The organism is Peribacillus frigoritolerans (assembly GCF_004358755.1).
Taxonomy (GTDB): Bacteria; Bacillota; Bacilli; order Bacillales; family Bacillaceae; genus Bacillus_P.
On record NZ_SMZY01000004.1, the window covers coordinates 1 to 18,415 of the forward strand.

Genomic DNA, 18,415 nt, shown 5'->3' on the forward strand with positions numbered 1-18,415 from the left:
ACGTGTTACTCACCCGTCCGCCGCTAACCTGCTGGAGCAAGCTCCAGCAAGTCCGCTCGACTTGCATGTATTAGGCACGCCGCCAGCGTTCGTCCTGAGCCAGGATCAAACTCTCCGAAGAAAATTTGTGACTCAATTTGTTGCTGACTTAAAAATTTAAAACGTTTGGTACGCTTTTGGTTTTGTTTAGTTTTCAAAGATCATTTTCGCTCTTGAAGCGACCTTCTTAATATACCATTTCGTTAACTCAGTGTCAACATTTTTTAAGAAGTTTTTTTAGTTGAAAGTCGCTGTCTGCGCCGTCATGATTGAACTTGCTTCAGCAGCGACGCTTATTAATATATCATCGTAAAAAACTAAAGTCAATACTTTTTTGTAACAGAATATCCGCGATGGAAAATTCTCTGTCCTTTCGTTTCAATCTTAACAACTTCAACGAAATTTTTATCTACAAGAAACTCTAATAACACACTTAAATCTACTGAATAATATTTAGCTTCCGGATGCCGGAGAAGCTCTGCATAATGCCATACTTCTTTTTCAGAAAGGATGCCAAGCAGATGTCCCGCTCCAATTTCTGATTTCGAATGGATAAGGAAATCACTCGCCAAAAAGAGAAGCTCGAGTCTTTTTTCTAATGACTCTTCACTTTCAACCAGCTCTTTATACAGCTTGTAAACCTGAGGTTCCATCTGTCTCACTTGATTCCAGACCGTAACCTCCGGATAAAATCCGTGATCAATCACTTCGAGTCTTGCCAGATGATGAAGGGCGTGCACGATATGATTGTATGCATCGAGGAACTGTTTTGACTCAAAAAACACCTTGCCTTCCAAGTATCTTCTAATAAGCTTGCCATACTCGAGGCCGATTTTTAATCTGCGCTCTGAGAAAGGAAACATTTTCAGACGGTCAAGAAGCTTGCCGAGGTATTCATTTCTGTCAAATAGAACTTTTCCGTTTAAAATCCATTCTACAATGCGGCGGTTCGTACCAAGCAGGATCCATTGCTGAATCTGTTCATCAGTCACTATATTCAGTGAAGCTTTTTGATTATCAAATTCATAATGCTTAATATAAACAGGCTGCTTCGCTTCTTTTACAATCACAAGCAGCGCGACATCCAAGTTATCTGTAAGCGGTGATGTTTGGTTTCTCTTTTCAATCATGACGATTGCTAATGTGTCTGGATGACTTGCTCTCTCTTGATAAATAGGACGGAGAAGATTTTCCATTGTGATTCCCCCATTTAATTTATGACTATATATCAGAATTCTACATAGGAGATAAAATCCCTTTCAACTACAGCACTTCAAAATTATAAGGGAATGATGAAAGAGAATCTATTATTTTCTGAGATTTCCTGTCGTTTTTATTTAAGGCACCTTTGGATCTTTTCTGCGAAATCCCTTACATTTGTGCTATATTGGTATTTGGGAGGTCGGAATAATGGCAGCGAAATATTCTAGCAAGATTAATAAAATCCGCACGTTTGCATTAAGCTTGGTTTTTATTGGATTTTTTATTATGTATATCGGTATTTTCTTCAGAACTTCTCCGATTGTTATGACGATATTCATGATGCTCGGGTTATTATCTATAGTAGGAAGTACGGTGGTTTACTTCTGGATCGGCATGCTCTCGACTAAAGCTGTCCAAGTAACATGCCCTTCATGCGGCAAAACAACGAAGATTCTCGGCAGGGTTGACATGTGCATGTACTGCAATGAACCATTGACTTTAGATCCAAATCTTGAAGGTAAAGACTTTGATGAAAAATACAATCGTAAAACAGTAGAATAAATAAGCGGAGTGCAGGATGTGCACCTCGCTTATTTTTTTGCACAAAAAAAGACTGAATGCTTATTAAGACATTCAGTCTGATCAATGCGTTTCTTTCTTCTCGCAGCTGCCGCACACTCCGTAGATTTCCATGCGGTGGTGACTTACATTAAAACCTGTCACGTGTGAAGCAAGATGTTCTACCTCATCTAGTCCCGGATAATGAAAATCTACAATCTTCCCGCATTTTTCACAAATAACATGGTAATGCTCCGTTGTGACAAAATCAAATCTGCTCGAAGCATCCCCGTACGTCAGTTCTTTCACAAGGCCTACCTCGCGAAAAACACGCAAATTGTTATAGACCGTTGCAACGCTCATATTTGGAAATTTGCTTTCAAGAGATTTATAAATATCATCAGCTGTAGGGTGAGTCATAGATTGTATAAGGTATTCTAAAATGGCATGACGCTGTGGAGTAATGCGCACTCCAGTCTGCTTCAGCGTGTCAAGTGCTTCTTTTAACTGATGTTCAGACATCCGCTATGCACCTCTTTCTTGAAAAACATTCTTACTTTATAATATTTATAAATAGTGTACATTGTGACTGGGACTTTTGTCAATTGCGTTTAGACAGCCTTCTATTTATTTTAAGGCTCAGTATCCTTGTTTTAGGTTGATTATATTTTCCATGGATGAATAATCTCCATCTATATATAACGCCAAGTTTCTCTTAAAGATATCCATCGCTCTTGGCAGATAGTTCTCAGTTATGCCCGACAAATGCGGTGTTACTGTGACATTCTTCATGCCCCAGAATGAATGATCTTCTCTCAATGGCTCCTCTTCGAACACATCAAGCACTGCATGCTTTATCTTTCCCTCATTTAATGCTTTTACTAAATCCGTTTCGCATACAGCATCTCCGCGTCCGATATTAATAAATATGCCTTCTGGTTTCATCCAGCTGAATGCTTTATAATTCAGCAGCCCTTTTGTTTCTTTTGTACTAGGGAGAACAGAAACAACAAAGTCTGCTTTTCTCATTCCTGCTTCTAAACCATTGTATGTATGGATTCCATCAAAATATTCAACGGTTCTGCCGGATCTGTTCATACCTTCTGTTTTCATCCCGAAAGCTTTAGCGAGTCTTGCAATTTCAGTTCCGATGGCACCCGCTCCTAATATAAAGATCGTTTTCCCATGCAGTTCGTGCATTTTGACACTGCGGTCCCATTTTCTCTCCTGCTGATTCTTATAGAGCTGCTGTGACTCTCTTGAAATTTGCAGCATCATTGAAATGGTATATTCCGCCATTGGAATCTTATGAACGCCTTTAGAGTTGGTGACCATAATATTTTGTTGAATTAAAGCATCAAAAGGGAGCTTGTCCATCCCTGCAGACGCAACCATCAGCCATTTCAGTCCAATGGCTTGTCCAACAATGTCAGCTGTCAGATCTTCCCCGTATGTCAAAATCACTTCAGCTTCTTTTACCTCATTTAGGACGTCATTTATCCTGTTGTCAAAATTAAAATCCAAATTAGGAAACTCATTTACTAATTCTTCCTTTAAATAACTAGGCAGCTTTACTGTTGATAAAATCTTCAAAACCAAATTCCCCTTTTTCCTTTTATTTTACCATTAATAAAAAGAGTGCAGGAACTTTGGTCCCTGCACTTAATTGCGCTAACGAATGAGGAGGTTATGCCTTCTTTACAACATACTCCGGGTTCTGAATTTTTGTCTGGACGTTTGACTCAGTTCCTTAAAAAAAGGCCATTTATGAAATAGTTTCTTTCAAATATTGAAGCGCTTCTTCAACATGGCCTTTCACTTTTACTTTACGCCACTCTTTGACAAGCTCGCCGTCCTTATTGATAAGGAAAGTTGAACGTTCAATCCCCATATATTCTTTGCCGAAGTTTTTCTTCAGCTTCCATACTCCGTATTTTTCAGCAGCTTCGTGATCTTCATCTACCAATAAAAGAAAAGGAAGATCATACTTGGCTTTGAATTTTTCATGTTTGCTCTGTGCATCTGTACTGACTCCAAGGATGACAGCATCAAGCTCCTCAAAGCTTTTGTGCTGATCTCTGAAATCACATGCTTGCGTTGTGCAGCCAGGAGTCATATCTTTTGGATAAAAATAAAGAATGACATGCTTTCCTTTAAACTCTGAAAGCTTCACTTTTTCCCCGTTATCAGCTGTCAGTTCAAAATCTGGTGCTGTTTGTCCGATTTGAGTTGTCATGATATCAGCCTCCGCAAAAATTTGGTTTAGTTTAAGACTACCCAATTCCTGCGAATGATACAACTTATGACCCTTTATCGAGTCCCCATACTGTTCTTGCAACAAATACAGCAGGCAGTACATACCCTATAAGGGCCTCAAGAACAGCAAGCAGTCTGCCAAACCCAATCGGAATGACATCCCCATATCCTAAAGAAAAAAGAGTAACGGCGCTGAAATACAGGCAAGTATGCAAACGCTCAAGGTAGCTTCCTTCCATAATAACCCCATTATCAACAAGCACATCAAACCCGCCGGAGTCCAAAATCAAGAAAATCATACTGAATCCAATTAAAATGGAAAGATATAAGAAGATAACAATTAACAGTGTATCTATAGAAAGAAAATTTCGTTCTTTAAATGTGCGGATGAAGATGTTAAAGCTCATCAGTAAACAAAGCGATACAGCTAAAGCAAATAACCCTCCCATAATGTGCACCCCATGTTCAAAACACGTAATGGTACAATATATACAAGAAGGTTTTTATTATTCGGCCTGTCTTAAAATTTTCACCGCATCTATTTTCTTATAAGCTGGACTGCGAGCAATAGACTGAATGAAAGCAGCACTAACGCTCCCGCCCAAAGCCAGGCCATCGTCATATCTCCTGAATCGATTGCTACATAGATAGCCGTTGCAGCCGTCTGCGTCTGTCCCGGAATATTACCGGCAAACATCAGGCTTGCCCCAAACTCACCGAGGGCTCTTGTAAACGAGAGAACAGCCCCCGTGACAAGTGACGGAATTGCCAGCGGAATCGAAACATACCTCAAGACCTGTCGATCATCAGCCCCGTCCACCCTTGAAGCATCCTCGATTTCACGATCAATCATTTGAAACCCAAGCTTTGCAGCCTGATACATCAGCGGAAAAGAAACAACGCATGCGGCAATAACGGCTGCCCGCCAAGTGAAAATGACTGGAAAGCCTGAAATGTATTCAATAAATTGACCGACCGGGCTGTTCATTCCAAAAATCACTATCAGCAGAAATCCAACAACTGTAGGCGGAAGGACAAGCGGAAGCATGAGAAAGGTTTCAATCACCGTTTTCCCTTTAAAAGAGGTCCTTGCCATGACCCTCCCAGTGAACGTTCCGCTTATAATGACGATTAAACTGGAGAAAACCGCAACCTGAAGGGAAAGCGCAATAGGCTGACTGAATTCACTCCACATCGCGGTCACCTTTATGAAGCACCTCAAACCCCTGCTGTTCAAATACTTCTAACGATTGTTCTTGCTGCAGAAAGTGAAAGAAAGCTTCTGCTTCATTTTCGTGTTCCGATTCTTTTAAAACGCCGGCTGGATAAATAATGCTATCATATTTGTCCGGTTCTATAGGGGTCTGATTCACCTTTTTTGAAGTCATGGCATCTGTCTTGTATACAATTCCTGCATGAACATTACCTGTTTCAACATAGGAGAGCACTTGCCGCACATCTTTAGCAAATACCATTCGTTTTATATTACTTTCCCACAAGTCATCATGCATAAGAGCTTCCTTCGCATATTTGCCGGCAGGAACTGTTTCCGGGGTGCCAATCGCTAATTTCCCAAAGTCTCCAGAAGCAAGATCCTCCATCTTTAATGATTCATTCTCTTTATTTGTGATAAGCACTAAGCTATTGCCTAAATAATCCATTTGCAGGGCTTGGTTGATCATCCCTTTTTTATTAAGCTGTTCAAAAAGATCTTTTGAAGCGGAGAAAAAGATATCTACCGGAGCCCCCTGTTCAATTTGACGCTGCAGAGCGCCAGTTGAACTGAAGTTATAGCGCACTTCAATAGAAGGGTTCTCTTCTTCAAATTGTTTTTTTATTTCATTTAATGAATCTTTTAAACTAACTGCAGCCGAAACGAGCAAAACGGTTTTCTTTTCAGAGCCGCCCTGCCGAGGGACGCATGATGTTAAGACAACTATACTAATAAGAAGAATCAGGTATTTTTTCAGCACTGGTCAGCGTCCATCCTTTACTTACAGAATCATCATATTCATTCTAATATACTTAATGATTGCGCAAAAGTTTTTCATCTTTTTTAAACATGGTAGAATAGACTTTAGAACTTTTTTTCAGGAGGAAGACATGAAATTCACTAAATCTGAAGAGCTTCACGAAGAAGCGTTGCAGCATATTGTCGGAGGGGTTAATAGTCCTTCGCGTTCTTATAAAGCGGTCGGCGGCGGATCTCCAGTCGTAATGGAACGAGCAAAAGGAGCTTATTTCTGGGATGTTGACGGCAATAAATACATCGATTACCTCGCAGCATACGGCCCGATCATTACCGGACATGCTCACCCGCACATTACAAAGGCCATTCAAAAAGCAGCAGAAGATGGCGTACTTTACGGCACTCCGACTCCACATGAGGTGAAGTTCGCGAAAATGCTGAAACAGGCTATGCCTGGAATGGACAAGGTCCGTTTTGTCAACTCGGGAACGGAAGCCGTCATGACAACAATTCGTGTTGCACGGGCATATACAGGCCGGGACAAAATCATAAAATTTGCAGGCTGCTATCACGGTCACTCTGATCTTGTGCTTGTTGCGGCAGGCTCCGGACCTTCCACTCTAGGCACACCTGATTCTGCAGGGGTCCCAAAAAGCATTGCAAAAGAAGTGATCACGGTTCCTTTCAATGATATTGAACCTTTTAAAGAAGCACTTGAGAAATGGGGAGACGAGGTTGCAGCTGTACTGGTTGAACCAATCGTAGGAAACTTCGGGATTGTTGAACCTTATCCAGGCTTTTTAGAAGCAGTTAACGAGCTTACTCACAATGCCGGAGCTCTTGTCATTTATGATGAAGTCATCACTGCTTTCCGCTTTATGTACGGAGGAGCACAGGACATGCTTGGTGTCACACCCGACTTGACTGCCCTTGGCAAAATCATTGGCGGCGGTCTGCCAATCGGTGCATATGGCGGCAAAAAAGAGATCATGGAACAAGTTGCACCTCTTGGTCCTGCTTACCAAGCCGGAACAATGGCCGGCAATCCCGCTTCAATATTATCAGGTATTGCCTGTCTTGAAGTGCTTCAGGAAAAAGGCGTATATGAAAACCTTGATAAACTTGGACAAATGCTTGAAGAAGGCATTCAAAACCATGCTGAAACCTATCAAATCCCAATTACAATGAACCGCTTGAAAGGCGCTTTGACCATCTACTTTACGACAGAGAAGGTTGTCAATTACGAACAGGCAGAAAGAACCGACGGCGAAATGTTCGCCAAATTCTTCAAGCTGATGCTTCTTGAAGGAATTAATCTTGCTCCATCCAAGTACGAGGCATGGTTCCTGACAACAGCTCATACAGAAGAAGATATTAAGGACACATTGCATGCAGTCGAGCGTTCGTTCAAGCAAATGCAAAATGTATAAATATACAATTTATTCAAACAGGGATTTTAGTCCCTGTTTTTTTTATTATTTGAAAAATATTGAAAACGCTTCCATTGAAGCGTTGTAAATGATTTTAAGAATATTTAAACTTTTCAAACTTGTATGCCCTCCCCAAAATCATGCATAAATAATTGAATTTTCTCAATCTAAATGATATGATAAGTATTACATTTCTGAAAATTTTGTTATTAAATCTCACAAGGCAATCTATAGTTTTTAAATGATAGATTCATATTTTATCGGGAGGTGAAGGCTATAAGCGGGAACACATCCCCCTTTCAAGCCGCTTTTATGAAAGAAAATTGGAGCCCAAGTAAGTTTAAGGAATATTACAACGCAGAGCATGACGCTTGCGGCATCGTATCAGTCATCGAAAAACGGAACGTGCCGACTAAAGAAAACATCGATTTATGTATAAATGCATTGATTACGATGAATCACCGCGCCGGGTTTATTAACGGCGAAGGAGACGGTGTCGGCATTCATATTGATATTCCAAGAGCTCTGTGGAAGCAGAAGCTTGCTGACGCAAAGGCTGATCAGCAATTAGCCGAACGAGGCGATTTTATCGTCGGACACCTCTTTTTATCTAAAAATGAAAATCCTGATAAATTGAAGAAAGAAATTAGAAACCTTCTATCCGAAAAGAATTTCGAACTTGTTTTCGAAACAGACAAAGTTACAACTTCATCTGCATTAGGTCCCATCGCCCTGCAAGAAGAACCTCTCTTTTGGCAATTTGCCATGATTCCAGCTGGAAAACATGATTCTCTTAATAAGGATCTTTTTGAGCTGACGATTCAGATTGAGAAAAACCTCAATGTTCATGTCGCATCACTCAGTCAGCATGCTGCTGTTTATAAAGTTATGGGTGCTGGAGATGTTCTTCCGAAGTTTTATCATGATCTTGCAGATCCGCTTGCTGCATCAACGATGACTCTGGGACATAACAGGTATTCTACTAATACATTATCTACTTTTTTTCGTGTGCAGCCATTTAGCCTGTTAGGCCATAACGGTGAAATCAATACAATTGCAAAGCTTCGCGACGAAGCAAGAATGATGAATGTTCCGCTTACTGACGGCGGAAGTGATTCTCAAGATTTGAACAGAACGATTGAAACACTGGTAGCGAGAGACGGATACAGCCTGTTTGAAGCACTGGATGTTCTTTTCCCGCCAATTGTTAATGAAATCAAAGCATATCCTGATCACCTTCAGGACTTATACACATATATCCGTGAAGCCTGGGGCCATTTTGCTCAGGGTCCTGCAGGCATCATTTCGAGATTTGCAGATGAAGCAGTTTTCAGTGTAGATGCTCTTGGACTTCGTCCGCTATGGAAAGTAGAATCAGAATCTTCCTATATATTTGCTTCTGAACCGGGAATCATTCCGACTTCTCTTTATGCCGGTGATCCTAAGCCGCTTGGACCTGGCGAAAAGCTTGGCCTTAAATGGAACAAGGATGATATTGAACTGTTTGAGTACCCTTCTCTTCAGGAGGAAGTCTATAAAAGATTTTCAGACAGAACGGATATCGGCGGCTACCGCAAACGATTGGCGCATCCAGTCAGCAAAGGCAAATGTTCAGCATCTCCTATCTTCAAAGTTCACAATGGTCACTATGCTGCATTCGGCTGGGATCGCGAACATATTCAGCTGCTTGAACAAATGGCTGAAAAAGGAGCAGAGCCTATTCGCTCACTTGGTCATGATGGTCCGCTTGCGGCAATCCATCCAGACCGGAAAAACATTGCTGATTTCATTAAAGAAAGTGTTGCTGTTGTTACCAATCCGGCAATTGACCGCGACCGCGAGTCAGAGCACTTCTCCATTCGCTCAGTGATCGGGAAACGTCCTTCACTGACAGAACAGCATGAAAAAACGGCAATGATCGAGCTGCCATCACCTTTATTGCTTGAAGGCAAGCTTGGCATAATGGCATCTGAACAGATTGATCAGCTGCCTTATGAAGAAGTCATCGATACATTCTCAAAGGAAAAACAGCTGCATGTTCTATCCGCTGTCTTCTCTGAGAGTGAAAGCCTAAAGGACGCTCTTGACCGTCTGAAGCTTGAAGCCATTCAAGCTGTAAATGATGGTGCTGTATTACTTGTGCTTGACGATCAGGAAGCCCATCAAAACGGAAACTTGTGGATTGATCCGCACTTGATTACTTCCGTTATTGATCAGGCATTGGTTAAAGCAAGCCTGCGGAGAAACTGTTCAATCGTACTGCGCACAGGTGCCATCAGATCCCTGCATGACATTATGATTGCATACGGTCTTGGAGCAAACCTAATTAGTCCGTATATTCTTTTTGCAACTGTTGCGGAGGAAGAATCAGCAAAACCTGCTGTTAACTTATATGAATCATTAAACAAAGGACTTGAGAAGGTCATTTCTACAATCGGCATTCATGAACTTAGAGGATACGGACGACTCTTCTCTGCTATCGGATTAAATGAAGAAATTGAAAAAGAGCTTAACATTGTAAACTTCTTAGGCTCCCGTTCTCTTAAATATAATTTTGAAAGCCTGAAAGCAGATGCACTTGAACGCAGCCAGGACTTTAATAATGAAAAAGCCCGCCCGAGCAAGACGTTCCACATCTTCCCGAGGATCTGGAAAGCAATTGGCGATGTGGCAAAAACGGGCAGCTATGACGGATATCGTGAAAAATTGACAGAGCAAGAAGAAAGCAATCCAATTACCATTCGTCATTTAACTGATTTAAAAACGGCCAAATCTGCCGTGCCAAAAGAAAAAGTAAATATCGGAGTGGGAGAGCACAGTCTTCCATTCGTGATCGCCTCCATGTCTTTCGGTTCACAAAATGAAGTAGCATTCCGTGCATACGCTGAAGCTGCTGAACAATTAAATATGGTGAGCCTAAATGGTGAAGGCGGAGAAATTAAAGATATGCTCGGCAAATATCCGCGCACACGCGGACAGCAAATCGCATCAGGAAGATTCGGAGTAAATGCAGAGCTGCTTAACTCTTCCAACCTGCTGGAAATTAAAATCGGCCAAGGGGCGAAGCCTGGTGAAGGCGGTCACTTGCCGGGTTCAAAAGTAACAGCAAAAATCGCCGAATCCAGAAATGCCACAATCGGCTCAGATCTCATCTCGCCGTCAAATAACCACGATATTTACTCAATTGAGGATTTGGCGCAAATGATTTCTGAATTGAAAACAGCTAATGATCAGGCGAAGGTTTCTGTTAAAGTCCCTGTTGTTCCAAACATCGGAACGATTGCAGTCGGAATTGCAAAAGCCGGAGCGGACATCATCACGCTGAGCGGGTTTGACGGCGGTACTGGTGCAGCCCGCATCCATGCCCTTCAGCATGTCGGGCTGCCTGTTGAAATCGGTGTTAAAGCGGCACATAACGCATTGCTTGAAGCGGGACTGCGTGAAAAAGTAGAGCTTTGGGCAGACGGCGGAATAAAAAGTGCACTCGATGTGATGAAAGTCGTGCTGCTTGGAGCGAACCGCGTCGGGTTTGGAACATTATCGATGATTGCCATCGGCTGTACAACATGCCGCGGCTGTCATTTAGATACATGCCACGTGGGAATCGCCACTCAAATTGAATCAGAAGCACAGGCAAAAGAGCATGGCTTAAGACGCTTTGTTCCAAGAAAATACGATCCGGCTGTGCAGGGCCTTGTTAATATGTTCAGCGCATTCGGTGCAGAACTTCAGGCCTTAACAGCATCACTTGGATTTACAAATCTTCAGGATCTTGTCGGAAGATCTGACTTGCTTGAGCAAACGCGCGGCAAAGAAGAAATGGATTTGTCCCTCTTGCTTGAAACATTGGATATTCAGAATTTATCTCATAAAGAGGTTGCTGCAAGCTTAGAAAGCAAACGTCTCGCTGTTGCAGCAGGAGCTGAGTATTTGGATTATGATGACAATGAACTTCATGATTCAAGAGAATTCCGAAGCGTCACTTCTGAACAGCGAATTCTGGGCAGCAGGGTTTCCTGTCACAGAGTGCGCGGCCGTCTTGATGGCTCGTACAAGAAACTCGATGACGTTGAGCTTTACTATAAAGAAGGTTCAATTCCAGGAAACGGTCTTGGCGCCTACAATTCAAGCGGCATTCATATCCGTGTTGAAGGCGGAGCACAGGACGGGACAGGAAAAACGTCATTTGGAGGAACCATTCAAGTATTCAAATCTAAAGGAACTGACGGCAAGTATTACAACGGTTCTGTTGGTAAAGGATTCGGGTATGGCGCACAAAGCGGTCTGCTGTTAGTACAGGGAAATGCAGATGCACGCGCTGGAATTCGACTCTCAGGAGCTGATATGATTATTGGCGGCAAGATTGATAAGCCAATTCCTGCAAAGGAGAATGGCAATATTGGTGTAAACGCCAATATTAAAGGATTCGCGTTTGAATACATGACCAACGGCAGAGGGCTCGTCCTTGGAGATCCAGGACCATGGATTTGCGCAGGGATGACCGGCGGGGTTGTGTATGTCAGACATCAGCCTGAGCTTGGATTAACAAAGCAGGCTTTAGAACGCCGAATTGCAAAAGGCGCTAAAATTGACATTTCACCTTTAAATTCAAAAGGCCAAAGTGATGTATCAGAATTGCTTACAACATACATCGAGGCTCTCGAGCGACATGGTCAGAATGAAGAAGCTGAAGAATTGAAACCTCTTTTGGAGGACTTAACAAATAACTTTATTCAGCTGGTCCCTGTTAAAGAGCAGGCAGATCCGTCTGTATCAACTGAATAATCTCTCCTTCCCAATAACACCTGCCTGTCAGGTGTTATTTTTTTACCTTAACGGGAAAAAGTAACTTGAATAATTTGTTTAAACGTTGTATAGTCATTAATTGTTTAATAAGAAGGCTTTTCTGCAAAGATTGTTCTTTTTCCCGCAATTCGTGTAAAATAGCCAACAACAATCAGTAAAGAAGGGAATGTCCATACACACCCCATGAAACTTGGTGCCCGCATTATAAAAACGGGGATAGCCATTACGCTGGCTCTATACTTGGCCACGTTATTAAAAATACCGTCTCCCGCGTTTGCAGGTATCGCAGCTATTTTTGCGATCCAGCCAACCATTTATCGCTCTTATTTATCTGTCATTGAGCAAGTACAGGCAAATATCATCGGAGCAGCCTTTGCCATTCTGTTCGGGCTGATTTTTGGTCCCCATCCGTTTGTTATCGGTCTAACCGTCATTATTGTCATTGCGATTAACTTAAAAATAAAAATCGAAAACACGATTCCTGTTTCCATTGTTACTGTCATTGCGATTCTGGAAAGCCCCGGGGAAGATTTCATCGAATTTTCTCTGATCCGTTTTGGAACGGTTCTGCTGGGAGTTTTATCGGCTTTCATAGTTAACTTAATTTTTATTCCGCCAAAGTATGAAACTAAGCTTTACTACAGAATTGTAGATAATACAGAGGAAATCATTAAATGGATCCGCATTAATATGAGGCAGGTATCCGAATACAGCGAACTGAAAACAGACATCGAAAAAATAAAAGATAAAATGATTAAACTCGATCAGCTTTACTTGCTGTACAAGGAAGAACGCGCTTATTTCAAACAAAATATCTATGCAAAATCCCGCAAGCTCGTTTTGTTCAGGCAAATGCTTGTTACAACAAATCGTTCTTTGGATACTCTGAAAAAGCTCCACAGGCTGGAAAATGAATTGCATCACCTTCCAGAAGATTTTAAAGAGATTCTTGCAAACGAGCTCGACTATTTAATCGATTTTCATGAAAGAAGCCTTCTGAAATTTATAGGCAAAATTAAACCTCAGTCAACAACAGATCTTATTAAGGAAGGTCAGTTTAACAAGCAGGAGCTCGTCGATACTTTCATGAAATTTAAAGGCAGCTGCATTGATCAGGAGTGCTTTTATCACCTGCTTCCTCTTATCGCTGTCATTATTGACTACAGCGAGCAGCTCGAGCATCTGGACACTCTAATAAACAGCTTCCATAATTATCATAAAGAAGAAAATGAACTGCAAATTAATGAACTGGAAGAGAACAGCTGATTTTCACTCAGGAAAAGAAGAGAGGACTAACCGATAATGGTTAGTCCTTTTCTATATCTCTTTATTTTCAGAGGGGTACGATTTTTTTGCTGTGTGTATGATGACTGACCAAGTTTGACACCCTTAATCACGGAATATCCGATATCCGATGTTTAGGTGACACAGGCTTAAAAACATATTATTCAGCCTTCTCTAACTCACTCTCTGTCACCCATTTATGATTTTTCACTTTTTCCCCGCCGCCTTCAGGTGTGTAATCAACCATGTAAACTGTTGTTTTTTCGGCGGTATCAATGACAGCTTCCGTCCCTTCCATGCCTTCCATATGGCTCGCCTCAACAGTTACTTCATCTCCTGCTTTAAACGGTTCTTCAGGAGCATCCCTGATTTCTTCATGAATGATCCATTTGTGATTCTCAACAGGCTCACCTCCGCCTTCAGGAGTATAAGAGATGGAATATACAGTTGTATCATATGCACCCGAAATTGTACCTTCTGCCCCGTTCATGCCTTCCATATGATCTGTCTTGATGATTGCTTTGCTTCCAACTTCATAAGCAGGATTCATAGCCTCTTTTAACCCTTCAGGCACCTCTCCAGAGCTCGAGTGATTCATACTGCCATGATCCATGTGCTTCGAATCTTCCTTTTTCTCTCCCTGATCACCGCCGCTGTTTCCGCAAGCACCAAGAGACAATGAAACAGCCGCAACAAGCGATAAAATCATTTTCTTCTTCACCATATAAATCCCTCCCATAAGCTTTGACCCTATAATACAAAAAAATTGTGCAGAATTTGTGCAACCACTAAAAGCGGAACCGACTGATCAGACCCGACATACAGATAAGAAATCACCTGAAAAGTCCGGGTCCCGCCGTTTTGGGGGATTTTGTTCTGACCGAGGAGTTAGGAGGTGGAGCTAGACACCGCGAAAAGCGGAACCGACTGTTTAGACCCGACAGGCAGATAAGAAATCCCCCGAAAAGTCCGGGTCCCGCCGTTTTGGGGGATTTTGTTCTGACCGAGGAGTTAGGAGCTGGGCGATGGAGCTAGACACCACGAAAAGCGGAACCGACTGGTCTGCTCAAAGTACTACGAGATGGAATACAAAAAGTCCAAATCCCGCAGGATCTGGACTCTTCATGTATATTCCTTTTTCAATGCTTCCCTTTCGGATCAAGTGCATCCCGAAGTCCGTCACCCATTAAGTTAAACCCAAGAACGGTCAGCATAATGGCAAGGCCGGGAAAAAACAGGGTCCAAGGGGCCTGAACCAGGTATTGCTTGGAATCGGCAAGCATTTTTCCCCATTCCGGATTTGGAGCCTGAGCGCCAAGTCCAAGAAATCCAAGAGCAGCTGCTTCTATAATGGCAGTAGCAATCGCCAGTGAAGCTTGTACAATTATCGGCGAAAGACTATTCGGCAGCACATGAACAAGCAGAATTCTCCTATCACTTGTTCCTACTGCTTTTGCTGCGTGTATGTACTCTTCTTCTTTTACACTTAGCACTTTCGCTCTGATCAGTCTGCCGAAGTTTGGGATGTTAATGACAGCAATGGCAATCAGTGCATTCTGCAGGGAAGGTCCTAAAATAGCAACGATCGCTATAGCAAGCAGGATGCTCGGAAAGGCAAGCATAATATCAAAAATTCTAGAGATGATTGTATCAATGACTTTACCGTAATAACCTGCCATAATACCAAGCAGTGTTCCGACTATTGCTGATCCAAGAACAGAGAAAAAGCCGACCCACAGTGAAATCCTGGCACCAAATAGGACCCTTGAAAAAATATCACGCCCAAAGTCATCCGTTCCAAACCAATGCTCTGATGAAGGAGGAAGCAGTCTCTTTGAGAGCTCCTGCTCATCAATGCCTTGAGGGGCAATCAGAGGTGCAGCGATTGCAATAACAATAAAGAAAAGGACGAGAAAGCTTCCTGCGATAGCTAATTTATTTTGTAAAAAGACGCGCAGCTTCTGCTGAAAAGGAGTGACAACCTTCTCCTGTTTTATAATGGCAGTCTGCTGCTCCTGCAGCGATGGTAGTGACATAGCAGTCTCCCCCTTTTCTAATATTTAATCCTTGGATCAATGGCAGCATACAACAGATCCACAATCAGATTAATAAAGACAAATATTGTAGCGATAATTAAAATTCCGGATTGAATAACCGGATAATCACGATAGCTGATGGCATCAAAAATATACCTTCCCATCCCCGGCCAGCCGAAAATGGTTTCCGTCAAAATAGCTCCGCCTAATAATAATCCTGTTTGAAGTCCAATAATCGTTAAGATTGGAATAATGGCATTTTTTAAAGCATGCTTATAGACAACCCAGAACATGTGAAGACCTTTAGCACGCGCTGTCCGGATAAAATCCGACTCCATAGCTTCGATCATGGTTGAGCGGGTAATCCTTGCAATAATCGCCATTGGAATTGTCGCGAGGGCAATTCCCGGCAGAAGAATATGCTTGAGAACTTCTATAAATTGATCGAACCTGCCCTGCAAAAGCGTATCGAGCAAATAAAGATTTGTGATTGAATCAACAGGATTCCGAATTTCCTCCCGGCCTGTCGTTGGAAGCCAGCCCAGCTGGATGGAGAAGACATATTGCTCCATTAATCCAAGCCAGAAAATCGGCATCGACACTCCAATCAATGCGATAACCATTGCCGTATAATCAAACCACGAATTTCGGAACCAGGCACTGATAATTCCTGCATTGATTCCAACCACGATGGCAATCATCATGGCGAAAATTGTCAGTTCCATTGTTGCAGCCAAATAAGGAGTCATCTCCTGGCTGATTTGGGCTCCTGTTCGGATAGACTGGCCCAGATCACCTGTCAGCAGTCCCCCGACATAATCAAAATATTGTATGTACCAAGGCTGATCAAGACCAAGCTGCTGCGTTAATTTTTCAATCGCTTCCTGTGTAGCGCGCTGCCCGAGAATGACCTGTGCCGGGTTGCCCGGAATGGCTCGGATTATAGAAAAAACGACCAGTGTCATCCCAATTAAAACCGGTATGAGCAATCCAATTCTTCTTACTGTGTATGAAACCATCGTCTCACCTCGCTTTTATTTCTGAAGGCTGTTTTCGCATAGATTGTTGTTTTGCGTATTCATATTGTTCAAGTATAGAAGTCCTATCGTGCAATAAAGTTTACGAAAAGAGCCTTTCTGAAAAAAGGAGGAGGACAAGTCCTCCTCCTTCAAGATTACTTAAATTCAACCTTTGTTAAAATGTCAGATCCAGTTGGATGCGGCATGAAGCCTGTAATACTGCTGCTTCCAGCAAGGATTGGCGTTGAGTGAGCAAGCGGGATCCATGGTGCATCTTCTTTAATGATTTCCTGCGCTTTTTTATAGAGCTCATTTCGTTTTTCCTGATCTGTATTTGATTGTGCTTCAATCAGGATGTCATGTAATTCATCATTGCTGTAGTACGTGTAGTTATTGCTGCCGATGCTGTCTTTGTCTAATAGAGTATAAAGGAAGTTATCAGCATCTCCGTTATCTCCTGTCCAGCCGAGCATAAAGGAATCGGCTTCCCCTTTGCTTGCTTTGTCTAAATAAGTTGCCCAGTCGTAAGTTTTGATTTCGGCTTGAACACCGATTTTTGCAAAGCTTGATTTAAGAACTTCAGCCACTTTCATACCTTCTGGCATATATGGACGAGGTACAGGCATTGCCCAAAGCTCCATTTTAAAGCCATCAGGATGACCAGCTTCAGCAAGAAGCGCTTTTGCTTTTTCTAAATCATATGGGTATGGCTCGATATCATCGTTATAGCCTTCTAATGAAGGAGGCATTGGATTCTTCGCCGGCTCAGCAAGGCCGCCATAGAAAGAATCAATGATCGCCTGTTTGTCTACTGCATGGTTCAATGCTTGACGAACAAGTTTGTTATCAAGAGGCTTGCGGTTTGTTGTTAATCCAACATATCCTACGTTCATGGACGGACGCTCAAACGTTTGTAAGTCTTTATTGCTTGTAATAGATTCAGTATCAGATGGATTCACTCCATCCATTAGATCAATCTCGCCTGTCTGCAATGCATTTAAGCGAGCTGAGTTTTCCGGAATAGATTTAAAGATAACCTGATTTAATTTCGGGTATCCTTTCATCCAGTAGTCTTCATTTTTCTCAAGAACGATTCTGTCGTTTGGCTTCCACTCTACAAATTTAAATGGACCTGTTCCAACAGGATTTTCTCTGAATTTATCTCCGTGCTTTTCAACAGCAGCAGGACTTGCAATTCCAAATGGTGACATCGCAAGGTTCTTTAAGAATGGAGCTTGAGGACGTTTAAGTGTGAAGACAACTTTATTGTCGCCGTCTGCTTTTACTTCTTTAATGACATGGCCTTCATCCTTTTTGAATCCGCCAAACATTGTATAGTAAGGGAATTTATCGGCATCCCCATTCATCCAGCGCTCGAAGTTGAATACAACAGCTTCAGCGTTGAAGTCTGTGCCGTCATGGAATTTCACGCCTTCTCTTAAAGTAAGAGTATACGTCAGGTTATCATCAGAAACTTCCCATTTTGTTGCAAGACCTTCCTGAACAGTTGTATCCTGCTCACCGTAATTCAATAGTGTTTCAAATACGTTGACCGTTACTTTAAATGCTTCTCCCTCTGTCGTTGTAATTGGATCAAGTGAAGTTGAATCCCCGCCGCGTCCAAAAACCAGGCTGTCCTGTTTCTGATCGCTGCTTCCGCCTTCTGATTTGCCATCTGATGAGGTGTCATTTGAACTGCATCCCATCAATGCCGCTGATAACAGCAGCACAAACATAATTGAGACCAACAGGCTTTTCTTTTTCACGCATACATCCCCCTATTTCCTAATTATCAATCTATCAATCACATCTGTG

General features: G+C 42.2%; 15 protein-coding genes and 1 rRNA gene. 4 read left to right on the forward strand and 12 right to left on the reverse strand.

All coding sequences use genetic code 11. The annotated features are described in order from the left end of the window. Together E2R53_RS17710 and E2R53_RS17715 are read right to left on the reverse strand one after the other, a co-directional pair. Nucleotides 1-121, reverse strand: a 16S ribosomal RNA gene (locus tag E2R53_RS17710); the annotation flags it as partial. 241 nt (nt 122-362) lie between these two features. Then, the gene (locus E2R53_RS17715) at nt 363-1,235 is read right to left on the reverse strand and encodes a nucleotidyltransferase-like protein (RefSeq protein ID WP_133313115.1); all 873 of its coding nucleotides are present in this window, start codon (nt 1,233-1,235) and stop codon (nt 363-365) included. A 214-nt stretch (nt 1,236-1,449) separates the two neighbouring features. On the opposite strand from E2R53_RS17715, the gene E2R53_RS17720 reads away from it, so the two are divergent. Next, on the forward strand, nt 1,450-1,803 hold the full coding sequence (locus tag E2R53_RS17720) for a YgzB family protein (protein ID WP_070877017.1): 354 nt from the start codon (nt 1,450-1,452) through the stop codon (nt 1,801-1,803). Between the two features lie 81 nt (nt 1,804-1,884). Here the strand turns inward: E2R53_RS17720 and perR are convergent, their stop codons facing one another. From perR to modA, 6 genes are all read right to left on the reverse strand, one after another. Continuing rightward, nucleotides 1,885-2,322, reverse strand: a complete 438-nt coding sequence (gene perR, locus E2R53_RS17725) for a peroxide-responsive transcriptional repressor PerR (RefSeq protein WP_070877016.1) — start codon at nt 2,320-2,322, stop codon at nt 1,885-1,887. A gap of 117 nt (nt 2,323-2,439) precedes the next feature. Further along, nucleotides 2,440-3,393, reverse strand: a complete 954-nt coding sequence (locus tag E2R53_RS17730; RefSeq protein ID WP_133313116.1) for a D-2-hydroxyacid dehydrogenase — start codon at nt 3,391-3,393, stop codon at nt 2,440-2,442. 172 nt (nt 3,394-3,565) lie between these two features. Next, nucleotides 3,566-4,036, reverse strand: a complete 471-nt coding sequence (bcp, locus tag E2R53_RS17735; protein ID WP_133313117.1) for a thioredoxin-dependent thiol peroxidase — start codon at nt 4,034-4,036, stop codon at nt 3,566-3,568. Between the two features lie 64 nt (nt 4,037-4,100). Then, nucleotides 4,101-4,505 (reverse strand): ion channel, encoded by a 405-nt coding sequence (locus E2R53_RS17740; protein ID WP_133313118.1) that lies wholly within the window; start codon nt 4,503-4,505, stop codon nt 4,101-4,103. Nucleotides 4,506-4,594: 89 nt separating this feature from the next. After that, entirely contained in the window at nt 4,595-5,251 is a 657-nt protein-coding gene (gene modB / locus E2R53_RS17745; RefSeq protein WP_133313376.1) for a molybdate ABC transporter permease subunit, read from the reverse strand. Next, entirely contained in the window at nt 5,241-6,029 is a 789-nt protein-coding gene (gene modA, locus E2R53_RS17750) for a molybdate ABC transporter substrate-binding protein (protein WP_133313119.1), read from the reverse strand. Before modA ends, modB begins: the two co-directional genes overlap by 11 nt. Nucleotides 6,030-6,159: 130 nt before the next feature. On the opposite strand from modA, the gene E2R53_RS17755 reads away from it, so the two are divergent. The 3 genes from E2R53_RS17755 to E2R53_RS17765 all read left to right on the forward strand — a co-directional run bounded on the left by E2R53_RS17755 (nt 6,160) and on the right by E2R53_RS17765 (nt 13,527). Next, nucleotides 6,160-7,455, forward strand: a complete 1,296-nt coding sequence (locus tag E2R53_RS17755) for a glutamate-1-semialdehyde 2,1-aminomutase (protein WP_133313120.1) — start codon at nt 6,160-6,162, stop codon at nt 7,453-7,455. Nucleotides 7,456-7,767: 312 nt separating this feature from the next. Further along, nucleotides 7,768-12,240 (forward strand): glutamate synthase-related protein, encoded by a 4,473-nt coding sequence (locus E2R53_RS17760; RefSeq protein WP_133313121.1) that lies wholly within the window; start codon nt 7,768-7,770, stop codon nt 12,238-12,240. A 204-nt stretch (nt 12,241-12,444) separates the two neighbouring features. Next, complete coding sequence (locus E2R53_RS17765) at nt 12,445-13,527, forward strand: aromatic acid exporter family protein (protein WP_133313122.1); 1,083 nt, start codon at nt 12,445-12,447, stop codon at nt 13,525-13,527. Nucleotides 13,528-13,705: 178 nt separating this feature from the next. Here E2R53_RS17765 and E2R53_RS17770 read toward each other — a convergent pair whose 3' ends face one another. The 4 genes from E2R53_RS17770 to E2R53_RS17785 all read right to left on the reverse strand — a co-directional run bounded on the left by E2R53_RS17770 (nt 13,706) and on the right by E2R53_RS17785 (nt 18,366). Then, nucleotides 13,706-14,269, reverse strand: coding sequence for a YdhK family protein (locus E2R53_RS17770; protein ID WP_133313123.1), 564 nt, complete (start codon nt 14,267-14,269; stop codon nt 13,706-13,708). 415 nt (nt 14,270-14,684) lie between these two features. Continuing rightward, complete coding sequence (locus E2R53_RS17775; protein ID WP_133313124.1) at nt 14,685-15,581, reverse strand: ABC transporter permease; 897 nt, start codon at nt 15,579-15,581, stop codon at nt 14,685-14,687. Between the two features lie 17 nt (nt 15,582-15,598). Continuing rightward, the gene (locus E2R53_RS17780) at nt 15,599-16,600 is read right to left on the reverse strand and encodes an ABC transporter permease (RefSeq protein ID WP_070879736.1); all 1,002 of its coding nucleotides are present in this window, start codon (nt 16,598-16,600) and stop codon (nt 15,599-15,601) included. Nucleotides 16,601-16,755: 155 nt separating this feature from the next. After that, nucleotides 16,756-18,366, reverse strand: a complete 1,611-nt coding sequence (locus E2R53_RS17785; protein WP_133313125.1) for an ABC transporter substrate-binding protein — start codon at nt 18,364-18,366, stop codon at nt 16,756-16,758. Between the last annotated feature and the right edge of the window lie 49 nt (nt 18,367-18,415).

Coding starts and splice junctions, on each gene's coding strand:
- E2R53_RS17715 (WP_133313115.1), bottom strand. CDS start 1,235: ATGGAAAATCTTCTCCGTCCTATTTATCAAGAGAGAGCAAGTCATCCA.
- E2R53_RS17720 (WP_070877017.1), top strand. CDS start 1,450: ATGGCAGCGAAATATTCTAGCAAGATTAATAAAATCCGCACGTTTGCA.
- perR (WP_070877016.1), bottom strand. CDS start 2,322: ATGTCTGAACATCAGTTAAAAGAAGCACTTGACACGCTGAAGCAGACT.
- bcp (WP_133313117.1), bottom strand. CDS start 4,036: ATGACAACTCAAATCGGACAAACAGCACCAGATTTTGAACTGACAGCT.
- E2R53_RS17740 (WP_133313118.1), bottom strand. CDS start 4,505: ATGGGAGGGTTATTTGCTTTAGCTGTATCGCTTTGTTTACTGATGAGC.
- modB (WP_133313376.1), bottom strand. CDS start 5,251: ATGTGGAGTGAATTCAGTCAGCCTATTGCGCTTTCCCTTCAGGTTGCG.
- E2R53_RS17755 (WP_133313120.1), top strand. CDS start 6,160: ATGAAATTCACTAAATCTGAAGAGCTTCACGAAGAAGCGTTGCAGCAT.
- E2R53_RS17760 (WP_133313121.1), top strand. CDS start 7,768: ATGAAAGAAAATTGGAGCCCAAGTAAGTTTAAGGAATATTACAACGCA.
- E2R53_RS17765 (WP_133313122.1), top strand. CDS start 12,445: ATGAAACTTGGTGCCCGCATTATAAAAACGGGGATAGCCATTACGCTG.
- E2R53_RS17770 (WP_133313123.1), bottom strand. CDS start 14,269: ATGGTGAAGAAGAAAATGATTTTATCGCTTGTTGCGGCTGTTTCATTG.
- E2R53_RS17775 (WP_133313124.1), bottom strand. CDS start 15,581: ATGTCACTACCATCGCTGCAGGAGCAGCAGACTGCCATTATAAAACAG.
- E2R53_RS17780 (WP_070879736.1), bottom strand. CDS start 16,600: ATGGTTTCATACACAGTAAGAAGAATTGGATTGCTCATACCGGTTTTA.